Source organism: Streptomyces sp. NPDC093795 (assembly GCF_044764665.1).
In the GTDB taxonomy this organism is placed as follows: Bacteria; Actinomycetota; Actinomycetes; order Streptomycetales; family Streptomycetaceae; genus Streptomyces.
In genome coordinates this window covers 269,416-281,819 of sequence record NZ_JBIWIO010000009.1, presented here as the reverse complement: position 1 = coordinate 281,819, position 12,404 = coordinate 269,416, and the positions used below count along the sequence as shown (strand labels likewise).

General features: G+C 67.2%; 10 protein-coding genes. 2 read left to right on the top strand and 8 right to left on the bottom strand.

The features are described from left to right. Nucleotides 1-147: 147 nt before the first annotated feature. The 3 genes from ACIRB7_RS24515 to ACIRB7_RS24505 form a co-directional block, all read right to left on the bottom strand. A complete protein-coding gene (locus ACIRB7_RS24515) occupies nucleotides 148-1,653 on the bottom strand; it encodes a hypothetical protein (protein WP_403602465.1) in 1,506 nt (501 codons plus the stop codon). After that, a complete protein-coding gene (locus tag ACIRB7_RS24510) occupies nucleotides 1,650-2,579 on the bottom strand; it encodes a hypothetical protein (RefSeq protein WP_403602463.1) in 930 nt (309 codons plus the stop codon). The genes ACIRB7_RS24515 and ACIRB7_RS24510 overlap by 4 nt, the downstream gene beginning before the upstream one ends. A gap of 241 nt (nucleotides 2,580-2,820) precedes the next feature. Continuing rightward, entirely contained in the window at nucleotides 2,821-3,114 is a 294-nt protein-coding gene (locus ACIRB7_RS24505; protein WP_403602460.1) for a hypothetical protein, read from the bottom strand. A gap of 1,238 nt (nucleotides 3,115-4,352) precedes the next feature. Between ACIRB7_RS24505 and ACIRB7_RS24500 the strand changes: the two genes are divergently transcribed. After that, nucleotides 4,353-4,703, top strand: coding sequence for a helix-turn-helix domain-containing protein (locus tag ACIRB7_RS24500; protein ID WP_403602457.1), 351 nt, complete (start codon nucleotides 4,353-4,355; stop codon nucleotides 4,701-4,703). Nucleotides 4,704-5,193: 490 nt separating this feature from the next. Here ACIRB7_RS24500 and haaN read toward each other — a convergent pair whose 3' ends face one another. The 4 genes from haaN to haaT all read right to left on the bottom strand — a co-directional run bounded on the left by haaN (nucleotide 5,194) and on the right by haaT (nucleotide 9,986). Further along, the gene (gene haaN, locus ACIRB7_RS24495) at nucleotides 5,194-5,667 is read right to left on the bottom strand and encodes a cyclophane-containing RiPP N-acetyltransferase HaaN (RefSeq protein ID WP_403602454.1); all 474 of its coding nucleotides are present in this window, start codon (nucleotides 5,665-5,667) and stop codon (nucleotides 5,194-5,196) included. A 74-nt stretch (nucleotides 5,668-5,741) separates the two neighbouring features. Beyond that, the gene (locus ACIRB7_RS24490; RefSeq protein WP_403602451.1) at nucleotides 5,742-6,896 is read right to left on the bottom strand and encodes an FxsB family cyclophane-forming radical SAM/SPASM peptide maturase; all 1,155 of its coding nucleotides are present in this window, start codon (nucleotides 6,894-6,896) and stop codon (nucleotides 5,742-5,744) included. Nucleotides 6,897-6,909: 13 nt separating this feature from the next. Then, entirely contained in the window at nucleotides 6,910-7,101 is a 192-nt protein-coding gene (haaA, locus tag ACIRB7_RS24485; protein ID WP_403602448.1) for a HaaA family cyclophane-containing RiPP peptide, read from the bottom strand. A gap of 107 nt (nucleotides 7,102-7,208) precedes the next feature. Continuing rightward, nucleotides 7,209-9,986 carry a cyclophane-containing RiPP biosynthesis TPR protein HaaT gene (gene haaT, locus ACIRB7_RS24480; protein WP_403602445.1) on the bottom strand — a complete coding sequence of 926 codons (2,778 nt, stop codon included), beginning with the start codon at nucleotides 9,984-9,986 and terminating at the stop codon, nucleotides 7,209-7,211. 390 nt (nucleotides 9,987-10,376) lie between these two features. Here haaT and ACIRB7_RS24475 point away from each other — a divergent pair, with 390 nt between their 5' ends. Beyond that, a complete protein-coding gene (locus ACIRB7_RS24475) occupies nucleotides 10,377-11,801 on the top strand; it encodes a hypothetical protein (RefSeq protein ID WP_403602443.1) in 1,425 nt (474 codons plus the stop codon). A 129-nt stretch (nucleotides 11,802-11,930) separates the two neighbouring features. Here ACIRB7_RS24475 and ACIRB7_RS24470 read toward each other — a convergent pair whose 3' ends face one another. Further along, nucleotides 11,931-12,383 (bottom strand): hypothetical protein, encoded by a 453-nt coding sequence (locus ACIRB7_RS24470; protein ID WP_403602440.1) that lies wholly within the window; start codon nucleotides 12,381-12,383, stop codon nucleotides 11,931-11,933. Between the last annotated feature and the right edge of the window lie 21 nt (nucleotides 12,384-12,404).

Below are 12,404 nucleotides of genomic sequence, written 5' to 3'. Positions count from 1 at the left end.
GATCCCGGACACATCGGCCCACTGATCCAGCGGTGCGCCAGCGGACTGGCGCGCCGCCGTCAGTGTAGCGGGTGGGGGTGCGCAGGTGAGGGGGTTACCCGCCCGGCGCCGGATGGACGGCTGACCGGCCGCCGGTCAGCCAGCGAGTCACCTGCGTGGCTCACCCACGGTGCCGAGGGCGATGGAGTTGATCATCCAGGCGAAGCCGAGGTAGATGAGCAGGGCTCCGGGGGCGCCGTAGGCCGGCAGGCGCTTGTCCCAGTGGGAGTAGTCGAGGGTGCAGTTGGTGGACTCGCTGTCCTGGCGGAATCCTTTGAGACGGTCCCCGAGGTCAGTATTCGGTGGGATCTGGCGTAGGTGCTCGCAGCGGTTGAACTTCGGTCGTTTGGTTCTGGGGTCGAGCGTCCTGTCCTCCTTCGTCTCGTAGACGGGGATCAGCTCGATGTGCGGTCCGTTCCTGCAGGGGATTTCGACTGCGTGGTAGAAGCGGCGGCTGTTCACTCCGGAGCGCATCGGGAGTTCTCGCACGGGGAGCGGCGTGTAGATGGTCTGCCCGTCGACGGAGATGCGTCGCTCGCATGACCGGCCCGCTGCCGCGTAGACGTCGTGGATGCAGTGGTCATAGCGGTACTTGTTCAGTGGCCTGGGGCTGATTCCGTCGTGCTGTGGTGTGTAGACGACGATTCCCCGGGCGACGAGTCTGGCCCGGTGGGTTCCGCGCCAGGCGGTGTCGAACACGGCGGCGATGACACCTGGCGCGCGGTCGAGGATCTCGTGGGCGAGGCGCAAGGCCGTGCTCGCCTCCTCTTCCCTATCCGGGTCCTCTTCCGGGGACCGGTGGCGGGCGCCGTCGGCGTTCAGGATGATCCGGCTGTGAGCTCTCTCCGGCAGGCGCACAGAGAAGGAGACGATCTTCTTTCCGTAGACGGCCCTGTCGCCACCCTCGATCTGGATTCCGGCGTCCGGATCGACTCTGCGCCGTCGCATCTCGCCGGTTTTCTCGTCGCGGGTGAACTCCTCGGTCTGGTCCGAAGGAGGTCTGACGACGGTGGCGTCGCCGTTGATCACCTGGCTGCGGTCGGGGCGCAGCCAGCAGCCGCGGGGTCTCTCCTCCGACAGGTAGCCGAGAGCGATCGCCTGTTTGATCCAGGCGTCCCGGGAGGCTTCACGCAGCTGAGGGAGGGCGTCGAGCATTTTGTGCCGGTACTGCAGCCAGTGATGGCGTTGGGGGCCGGTTTCGGGGAGGGAGTCGGCCTCCTCGTCGCCCAGGCACCGGCGTACTCCTTCGCGGACGATTTCCCAGATCGTTTTGTGCTGGAGGTTGGCTTCGGTGGAGCGGGCCGTGTTGAAGACAGAGATGGCGCAGACGTAGATGAGGAAGACGTAGGGCGGATAGTGGGGGGTGCGTCCGCGTGTCCCCGGCTCCTTCCGGGGGAGGACGGCGGTGGCCACCTCATACAGGGCAGGGTTGGCGACGACGAGCTCCAGCCGTTCGATCTCTGGGATGTTCCGCGCTTCGGGACCCTTGGGTTCGGGATCGAGGCTGGCCGGGCTGAAGATGTCCCGAGGCGTGGGGCCGAGAATCCAGTCGGGATTCTTCTTGGTCTTGATGGCCTTCTTGAGTTTGCGTGGGGCGCTGGTGGACGGGCTCACGTGTCGCCCTCCTCTGCGGAGGGTCGCCACTGGTAGCCGGCCAGCCGGGCTGCACCATCGAGGGAGGACAGGCCGAAGCGGAGAGCGACGTCGGCGATCTGACCGGTCTGCTCGAAGGTCTTCGCGGCGAGCCAGCTGGAGACGTCTCGCGGGGCCGCCGAGCGTCCCTCAGCCGCGATGCCACTACTACGGACGATCTCACCGAAGGCGGTGCACACGCTGGCCTGGCGCCGGTAGGTGGGTGAGGCCGCGATGGTGGCGAGGGTTTCGGAGCCGTCCGCGCTTGAGTGCTTGACGATGCAGTCGGCGCGCAGGCGCAGGACTCTGATGCTCCAGTCGTCGTCGAGCGGGCAGTAGCGGGCTGTGGTGTGGGTGGCGCCGCAGGCCCAGACCCGGGCGTGCGGGAGATCGAGATCGCTGACGGTGGTGTAGCCGATTTCGCCGGTGTGCAGGCCGGAGAGCAGCAGGCCGAGGACGGTGGCGTGCCGGGTCTGGGGCATGCCGCGTTCGGCGTGGAACCGTAGCGCTTCGATGTCGCGGTCGGAGAGCGCGCCGGCGGGCCGGGGCGCGGACCGCGGGATCGGCGGAAGATCGAGCAACGGGGCTTTCGGCGTCAGGCCGAGGTGCCGGGCCTCCGCGAACAGTGCGTCGACCCCCGACTTGCGGACGCGGCGCGTGCTGTCGGCGGGTGTCGTGATCAGTCGCCCCTGCCGGTCGTGTCCTGGCGCGTCCACGAAGGCCTGAGCGACGACGTCCGTGATGTCGTCCAGCCGAGTGACGCCCAGGGCTGCGGTGAACCGCAGTAGGCGCTCGCCGACCTTGATGTAGGACTCGGCGGTCTGGGCGCTCAGGCGCCCCTGCCGGACCGCCGTGTCCCACTCGTGCACGACGCGTAGGAAGGCTGAGCGGAGAGTGATCCTAGGCATGGATACCTCCCGCTCGCTCGCCGGAGTACCGCTGGACAGCGGTCATGATCACTGGATTCGACGAAACGTGTGGGGTGTGCGGCTCAGCCGCGCTACGGTGACTGGTGGCTCTCGCCTTGTGGGAGGGCACGCCAAAGCCCCCTCTCTCGTGGGCTGTTTGCCCGCGGGGAAGTGGTGGGTTTTCGGTGGGGGTCCGGAGGCGCCGAACCGGCCAAGGAGAGAGCGCCTCCGGACCCAGCTCTCAGTTGTTCATGGACTCCTTTCGCAGCGGCGCGGCGGAACCCAGCTGCTGGATCAGCCGATGGGTGTCGAGCCATTCGCCACGGTCCATCGCCGCGATGGCCGCCAGTGGCCACAACGGGACGAGGAGTTCGGCCTTCAGAGGGGCCTCGCTCGTCTGCGCGCGAGCGCTCACCGCAGACAGCACAGTGACCAGCCCGGTCATGTGGTCATGCAGAGCGGCGGCCTCGTCGGGATTCATGTGCCACGCCTCGCCCATGCCGAGGTGTGCCGACAGCAGCTTCTCGACGTCCACGTCGGGGCCAAGGCGGGGGTCGGATTCGCCTTCTCTCCGGGGGCCGGGGACGGTCGGCTCGTCCTTGTCCGAACGGCGGGGGGTATCGGCGCTGGGGCCTGGGGAGAATGAAGGTCCGGTATCGCCAGCTGGCTCGTCTGTCTGAGGCTCCCCGGTGGTGGAGCGTTGCCCCGGACCCGTCTGGGCGGTGGGTACCCCGGGCGCCGCGGCGCTGTCAGAGGCAGGCGCTACTTGCTCGTACCACCGGACGAGGCCGTCAGGCTCCTCGATGAGAAAGCCTGTCGTGACCATCAGGTCGAGCAGTCGGTCGACTGCCTTCTCGTGACCACGCGTTCGCACTTGTCGGAGGAACTTCAGCCTGAGCGCGACCCGGGGCGCGGATCCCTGCTCGAGACGCTCTCGTGCGGAACGTACGAACCACAGCTTCTGCCAGGCGGTGCGGAGGGCACTCAGTCCCTCTGCCCGACCGCTTGCCCAGGCGTGGGCGATCTCCTGAGCGCTCGAGTGACGATTGGTAGATGCCCCGGGCGGAGATCTTCTCGACCAGACCACAGTCGGCCAAGAACTTCATGGAGATCCCGATCCGCCACGGACCGATGTCAGTTGCCTCATCCAGCGCGCTGACGTGGAACTGCTCGGTGAACCTCCCTGCTATGGGGATCAGGTCGCAGTACGTCGACGCAGGCACGCGAGGGTGAGGCAGCGGTTTCGCCGGCTCGGCCTGTGCCGAGTGTTGACCTTTGCTGGCCAAGGCGTCCTCCAGGGGCCGTGCGAGAGTTGGCGCGTGCGCAGCGTAGAACACAGTCGTCGCCTGGCGCAGGCGATCTATGGATCTTGTTGCCAAGCAACACGGCTGCCAGCGGCCGGAGTTGAGCTGCGCTGGCATGTCAGCCCCTTCGCTCGCCAGGTGACGCCTCTTGCGACGTCGTCATGGTGCAGCTCGGCGATGCTGTAGGGGGTGAGGCGTGACGCTAATAACTTGATCCACGCCAGCGCTGGCGGTGGGTTTTGGGTGTCATCTGCGCTGCGTGTGGATAGGCCGCGCGAGGCGGCCGCCCCAAGCGTGAGATGCAGCTCGGTCGCGCGTGAAAGATCACTAGAGATTCCTTTCCGGACCCGCTCCTCCAAGGGTGCTATATCAGTAGCATGGGTGAGGTGGGTCCGCATTCCGAGCGCCCTTCCGTCACACTTGTCAGGTGCCTGGAGGAACGAGACGTGCGCAGAGGCCGAACACATACGTGGTCGGCGGCGAATGGCCGCATGCCATGATGGAGCCGCACCGTGGCGCCCTCGTCGCACAGGCCATCGCTCGGAAACTCGCCCAGGCGATGTCGGACCAAGGGTTGAGTGCCAATGCCCTTGCTCGCAGGAGCGGCGTCAATCGACAGGTGATCGCCAACGTCCTGAACGGCACAGTTTGGGCCGACACGCTGACCGTGATCGACCTGGAAGGTGCTCTGGGTGTGATCCTGTGGCCCGATCACGTGCAGTGGCGCATCCCTGCAGCCGACGAGGCTCCCGAGGGCTACAACGATGAGGCGGAGGAGGCGTCCGCCGCAGGTTCGAGCGCACCAGACAGCGTGGGGTAAGCGAGGTCGGCGGCCCTTGGGGCATGGCCGGTTGCGACGGGAACGTCTGAGGGGAGCGTCGCTGCGAGGGCTCGCCCGGCAAGCTCAAGGCGTCCCCCTGCGCCTGCGTCTGCGGCAGCTCGTATCACGCCAGCGTTGTCTGGCAATCCTCGCACCGCCGTACCGCCTGCCGTGCCGTGTTTCCTTCTGTCGCGGTCGCCGGATGGCTGCTGCTCAGCCGGTCCCAGAGCCCGGCCGGTGGTGAGGGGATCCAGCCCCAGCGTGGCGCGGTGACCAGATCTTCGGTCAGGTGGGTGCAGGCTCCGGGAAGGTGTGCGCACTGCGCAGGGGAGATCAGAATCGTGTCCGCAGCGAAGTGTTGCCACGACAGTCGGGGCGAGGCCGCTGTCCGCGCCCTTGGTGTGGATCCGTCGGGCGGACACGCACAGCCCAGACCGATGACGAAATCACAGCGATCGCAACGTACTTCCGACACAGATTCGCCCCACCCTTACCTCGTACCGCTGTCCACACGGTAGACGATCTTCCCGTCGAACTCCGTGAACCCCAATGACTTGTAGAAGGCCCGTGCTCCAGAGTTGTCGCGGTCCGTCATCCACTCGACCCGGCTGCATCCGGGACGTGCGGCGGCCAGGGTGCGGAGCTCGCCCATAAGCCGGGCGCCGACGCTCTGACGGCGGAGAGTGCTGCGGACATAGAGCTCTTTCAGGAACAGAGAGTGGGAGGAGCCGGCCGCCGGCCAGAGGAACGAATAGGCGGCGAGTCCAACGAGAGCGCCGGCTTCGTCCTCGACCAAGAGCGCGGAGGCCAGCGGTGGAGAGCCGAAGAGCGCGTCCTCCACCTGGGAGCGGCGTTCTTCGAGGGGCTGGATCTCGGTCGATCCATAGAACCGCTCGATCTCCTCGATCAGTTCGGCCAAGGCCTCGATGTCGCTCCTATGGGCCGGGCGAATCCTCACGGTCATCGAGATCTCCTGTCGCTCTTCGCTTCACTCGCTCGTTCCAACGCATGATCCTGCTGTGACGGCACGGCTTGTGGTTACGGGGGCGTCGCCGTGTGCGGCGCCCAGCCGTGCTGGCGCAGGGAGCCCTGAACATGCCGGATGAGGTACTCCAGGTCTGCGCAGTAGACGGAGGGATTCCGATAGCCGTGGTCGGTACTGAAGCGGTGCGGCAGGTAGCCCCCGCCGCATACCTCCACCAGAGGACAGCTCTGGCACTGTCCGGCGAGTGTGGCCTTCCCGCCTTGCCGGTGGAGGAGCTTCGGATGGTGAACGACCTCGTCGAAGGACTGCCCGAACACATCGAGCCCCAGCCAGGAGGCACCCTCCGCGACGGACCTCAGGGTGTCCACGCCCTCGATCGTTCCGTCCGACTCGACCACGACGCTCGTCGGTGGGGCCAGGCCGAGGGACTCCACCGAGCCGCGCACGCCGGAGATCAGCCCCACGATGTCCTCCAGTATTCGCACGCTGTGCCGATTCTCAGGCCGGGTGAGCCAGGCGTCATAGACGCGGCTCATCCACAGCCCGTACTCGGGCACGCGTGGATCGTCGCGATGCGGCGGCTCGTCGTGAGTTCCGTGCGGCAGGCCGAAGTCGATCACAGGCGGCTCGAACGATGCCAGGTAGTCGTGGACCTCGACCGGATCGTTGGCTAGGTCGACGACGGCGAGTAGCCCTGCGAACAGGTGCGGTCGAGACCGCAGCAGCTCGATTCCACGGACGGCCGAGGCAGCGCTCGACCGTGAGGTGTGAGTCAACCGATGCCGGTCGTTCGCAGCAGGCGGCCCGTCGAGACTGACGCCCACGACGACCTCGTACTGCTCGAAGAGGTCCAGCCACAGATTCGTGAGAAGGGTCCCGTTGGTCTGTAGTTCGAAACGGACAGCCACCCCTGTCGGCATACCTGCCCGTATGGCGTCGAGCAGGTCCGCCATGTGCCGGGTGCCAGTGAGCAAGGGTTCACCGCCGTGCAACACGACATGTACGTCTCGCAGACCGTGTGCTGCCGCGTGCTCACCGATCCGCCGCCCCGCAGCGTGGGCCACGGCCACACTCATCCGGGCGGGCAGATGCCGCCACGCCTGGTCTGCGGAGTTGAAGACGTAGCAGTAGTCGCAGTCGATGTTGCAGCGGTTGGCGACCTTGAGAATGAACGACCGGAAGGGGGCGATGTTCTCGCGAGGTGTCATCGCGGGGTAGGGCTCACAGAGGCCAGGTCCAGATCAGCGAAGCCTGGTGGCCACCCTCGCCAACACGGTTGGACGCGGACTGCTCGGCTGCCAGCCGTTGCCGTACGCGGACGGCGACATGGTCCAGGACGACCGAACCGTGCGCGGGTTCCGCGACGAGGGGCGCTGAGACGTGCTGCGCGGGAACCGGCGTGCGTGACGGCATTCGACGCTCCTCGAGGCAGTACAACGGCAATTGAGTGAGCAGACCAGCCCGCAACGTAGCAGCACCGGCAGCCTCGTCGGCATACCGAATCAGGCCACGTGCCCGGCTCACCCGGCCCGCGGCGCAAGTAATCTCTCGATGGCATCTGCCGCCCCGCCCATGCCCAACTGCCGGTATACATCCAGTGCTTCACGTAGCGATTCCTCGGCCTGCGCCCGCTCGTCGGCCATCCAGTCGCAACGGCCGATCCCCTCCAGGGCCCGTGCCTTTTCCAGCGGGCAGCGGATGTCCCGGGCCAGCCCCACTGCCTGCCCAAAGAGTTCGCGTGCGGCGGCCCAGTCACCGGAGGACCGCAGCAGTGCCCCCCAGTGGTTCAGGACCTCCGCCTCGCCGCACCGATCGCCGAGTTCCCGCAGGATCTCCAGACTCCGCCGGAACGACTCGACGGCACCGTCCCGCTCTCCAGCGTCCCCTCGCGCCACACCCAGCTCGCCCAGCGAGGCGGCCTCCCCACCACGGCTGCCGAGATCGCGGTACGAGCCCAAGGCCTCAGCCAACAGCTGGATCGCCTCGGTGACGTTCCCGTCCATGCGGTCCAGCACCCCGAGGTGGCGGATGCTGTTCGCGCGCCCGAACCGTTCGCCGAGCTCAGTGAAGTACTCCAGCGCCCGGGTGTGTGCCTCCCGCGCTTCGACGAGATCGCCGGTCAGGCGCCGCACGACTCCGAGCTCGTTGAGGGCGTACGCCTGATGGACCCGGTCGTCGAGCTCCCGGTAGATGTCGAACGCCTCACGATGGTGCTGCGCGGCCAGCCGGTACTCGCCCAGGAGGCAGTGCACGATTCCAAGGTCCCGCAGGGAGTTGGCCTCCCCGTACCGGTCTCCCAGCTCACGGTAGATCGACAGCGCTTCGGTCTGCGCTTCCACCGCCGCGTCGAAGCGGCTGGTCTGTCGGCGCACCATGCCGAGGTCCGCGAGTGCGTTCGCCTGGCCGAGCCGGTCGCCGAGCTCGCGGTAGAGCGCGAGGGAATCGATCTGGGCTCGTGCGGATGCTTCGTTGTCCGCGATCATGTACCAGACGATGCCTACCTGGTTCAGGGCGTCGGCTTTGCCTTGCTTCTCGCCGACCACCTGGTACTCCGTCACCGCCTCGTTCAGTGCCTCGATGGCCTCGGGGTAGGCCGCCATGAATCGCCGTACGACTCCGAGCTCGGCCAGCGCGTCCGCCAGCGCCCGTCTGTTGCCAGTGTGCCGAGCGGCCTCGGCGGCTGCTCGGTGGAGGCCAACGGCCTGGTCCCAGGGGCCGGCCTGGCGCAGGAAGGGTGCCATTGCCGCAGCCATGTGGATCACCAGCTCGTGCAGCCCGAGGTCGTTTGCCCGCCGAATGCTGGCCAGCACGTTGGCTCGCTCGTCTTCCAGCCAGCGCAGGGCCGCTGTCCGCGACTCGATGGGCGGGGTCTCGACCAGGGTGGCGCCACTCCGAGGTGCTGAGTAGGTCGCGCCACTGCGGCCGATGTGGCGGTTCGCGACAGCGAGGGTGGCCAGGTAGTAGGTGCACACGCGTTGAACGGCCTGAACAGCTTCCATGTTGCCTCCCTCGTCGGCGAGACCGCGGGCGTAGTCGCGTAGGAGATCGTGAAGCCGGAAGCGGCTCCCGGGATGCTCGTCGATCAGATGGGCGTCATAGAGCCCGTCGAGTCGCTCGCGCGCCACCACCACTGAAACCGAGCCGAGCGCGGCGCCGGAGAAGGCGTCGAGGTCGGTGCCAGGGTAGAGGCCGAGACACCGGAAGAAGTGTTGCCGCTCAGGTGTGAGGTCCTGGTAGGACAGGCTGAACGTTGCGGCGACCCCACGTTCCCCGGCCCGGAGCTCCCCCAACCGGTCCCGGGTCGCGGCCAGGCGCGTACGCAGATCCTCGGCGCCCCACGACGGATGATGGCGCAGCCGCGCGGCGAGCAGTGACACCGCGAGTGGCAGGTATCCGCACAGAGCCACCAGCTGCTCCAGGACGACACGATCGAGTGAGGCCGCCGGCCGCCCACTGAGTCGTACGAACAGGTCGATCGCATGCTCCGGTGGCAGCGCTTCCACCGCCAGGACCACCTCTTCGTACGCAGCCAGCCGCTTCCGGCTGGTCACCAGCACGAGACAACCGCTTCCGCCGGGGAGTAGGGGCTCCAGCTGCCGATAGCTGGCCGCGTTGTCGAGGATGAGGAGCGCTTTCTTGTCCGCGAGCTGGCTCCGCCACATGGCCGCCCGTGCCTCGGTGACCGCACCCAGGTCGTCGCCGACGGGGATCCGCTGCGCCGGCACCCCGGACGCCGCCAGCAAGGAGGCCAGCGCCTCGGTGGCCTGTACGGGCGGTCTGCCCGTCGTGTGCCCGTTGAGGTTCACGAAGAGCTGGCCGTCCGGGAACCGCTCCGACAGCACATGCCCCGCGTGCACGGCGAACGTCGTCTTCCCTACTCCTGGCATTCCGTCGATCACATGCACAGGCAGCGCTTCGCCACTCTCCTGTGAGTTCTGTACGGACCGCACCAACGCCTCCAGCTCGGCGGTCCGATTGGTGAACGCGGTGGTATCGCGTGGCAAAGCCCGCAGCACGAGCGCGGCACCCGGAGGCTCCGCGCCTTCCTCTGGCCGCGGCGCCGGATCAGCGGGACGTTCCGGCGCCCCTGATTCCGACAGCGCCGCAAGAAGTACGGTCAGCCCGACCAAAGCTCCGCCCAGTACAGCGAACGAGAACCAGGCATGGCGCTGCAACCACCCGAGCCATCCGGGCCACTCCGACTCGGACACCGCGTTCGTGACGAGCCCGATTAGCAGCGTCGTCACGGCTCCGCCGGCGGCCACGACCGCGACCGTGATCCCTCGCCGAAGTCTCATGCCTGGGTCGCCTTGCCGGAGCAGGAATTGTCTCGCCTTGGCTGGTCACCTGTGACACGGCATAGCCCAACCGCTTTGGATCTGGTCACGAAGGCAACCCCCGAATCCGACGCCTCGACGCGCACAAGCGGACCAGCTCTCGCGGAACCTGGTCAAGGTCGGCTCCCCGCCATACAGCGGCCCCTATCAGCCAATCTGTATGTGCCTCTGGATTGGGCGGGCTAACGCCGCTTCCACGGAGTCAGCCAGAAGACGCAGGTGAACGTGCTGCTGGTGGCGAGCAGAGAGTGATCGCCCACGACGGCTGTGTAGTCACCCCTGGTAGCGTCGCCAAACGCTTGATCACGGGCGCCCGGGAGGGCTGCCAAGGGGGCGAAGAGGGAGAGCAACATGCGTGTGGCCACGTCGGTAGGCGGGGTCCTGTTGGCGGCCGTCCTGGTGGCGGGCTGTAGCGGCGGCAACAGTGGCAACGTCGACCAGGGCAAGAACGGGTTCGCCCAGCCGAACCAGAAGGCGAAGCCGCTCGCGGAGCTGAACGTGCCGTCGGCCTACGACCCTGCCAAAGGCTGGGACGCAACCTTGAACTGGGTTCCAGGCGTAGTGCGGACGATTCCAGTGACCGCCGCGCCGCGCTCCGGTGTGATCGCCATGCTCCACGCCGCCTCGAACGGTTACACCGTCGAGGCGAAGGCCGCCGACACCGGCGAGGCTCGCTGGTACTCCGCGCCCTGGAACCCGCCCACGCCGGTTGAGGGCGCGGAGGGGAACGCGGAGTCCGGTGAGATGGGAGAAATCCCGGATGTGACGGCGGTCGAGCAGGACGGGCGTGAGTACGTGCTTGCGTACGCGCACGGAATGCGGGGTAAGGACCCTCTCCACGAGGGAGCGGAGGTGGTGCGGCTCGCCGTGTACGCCGCCGACGCCTCGGACACTTTGGTTAAGCCGCTGCGGGAGATCGATGTCCCCGTCTCGGCGGACCCCGGTGAGGTGCGTGTGGGATCGACTGGTGGGCGGGTCCTCGTCGCCTGGGGTGGGAATGAGGCCTTTCCTCGCTCGGCTGCGGCGGTGGACGTGGCGACCGGAAGGGTCGACTCGTACCAGAAGCCGAGCGGGCTGCTTTCCCAATGCGCAACGGCGGTGGCGTGCTCCAGCACCCGCGTGATGGCAGCCACGCCGGACGGCCCGCTGGTCGGTATGGGTACCGGGGGCTTCGGCGTCCCGGGCCGTTGGTTCAGCGACGACGTGCGCCCGCACGGCCTCGAAGCGAAGACAGGGCTCGTCGGTTCCTGGAATGGCGATGCGTACGGCGTCGCTGGCGGCAACCTTCTCGTCGGCTGGTCGACGGGCGGCAAGTTCGGCGCTCCGAACGACCCGCTGTGGTCGGTACACGATGCGCGAACGGGGCGGCTCCGGGCCAGCATGACCTGCGCGTCCGATGTTGCCGACTCCAATGAAGCTCGCGACTACCCCGTGATTACGTCGCCGGACGGACGCTACCTAGCAGCCGGCCCTGTCGCCTTTGACCTGAGGCAAGGCAAGGGTATCTGTCTGGAGGGCGACGGCGACCGCAAGACGATCGCGGTCGCCGCGATCCGTGACGACGGCACGGCGTACGGGGCGGTCCTGGGGAAGTCGGCGGCCAGCGGATCGGAAGCGGTTGTCGCCGAGCTGGATCTGACAACCAGTGCAGGGGAGCCGAAGGTTCTCGGTACAGGCGTGCGCGTTCCGTACCTCACCAGCGTGAACGGGTCGGGCCTGTTTCTTGATCGTGACGACGATCTGAACGTACGGGTTTCGCTGCGGCGTGAACGTTGAAACCCGCATCTCCGGTTGCCCGGCGAGTAGCCCTACCGTGACCGTCTATCCACTGAGCGCTCCTCATATCCGCCAAGGCATAGTGGACGGTCCATTCCGCCAGCGACACTGATCTCTTCTGCCCGGGCTCTACTGGATGATGTCGCGCCACCATTCGGCGACGCGGCTGTCCATCCAGTAGAGCATTTCGGCTTTGCCTGTCGTGCTGTCGGAACCACCCTGGCTGTTGTCGATGGGCCAACGCTTCTCCTTGAATAGCTGGGAAGAGATACGGCTGAGGGCCGCGTGCTCGTTGCTCTGCTGGCGTTCCTGGAGTCCGGAGCGCTGGAGGACCTCAGTGAAGGTGATCTTCTCGTCGGGCCGTTCGGCGGTGACCTCGAAGAGCGCGCGGACGCCGGGAAGGTGATTCACCCTGCTCCACAGCAGCGAGACCTGCGCCTTCGTCCACAACCCTTGGCGTCCGAGGTCGACGACGACGTCGGTTCCGTCGATGTCGGCGAGCAGGCCGGTCAGCTTGGTGTGGAGTGATTCGACGTCGGCGAGTGCGGCGACGACCGCCGCGCGCATGGTCGGGTGGTCCATGAGAGCCCTCAGTTTCGACTT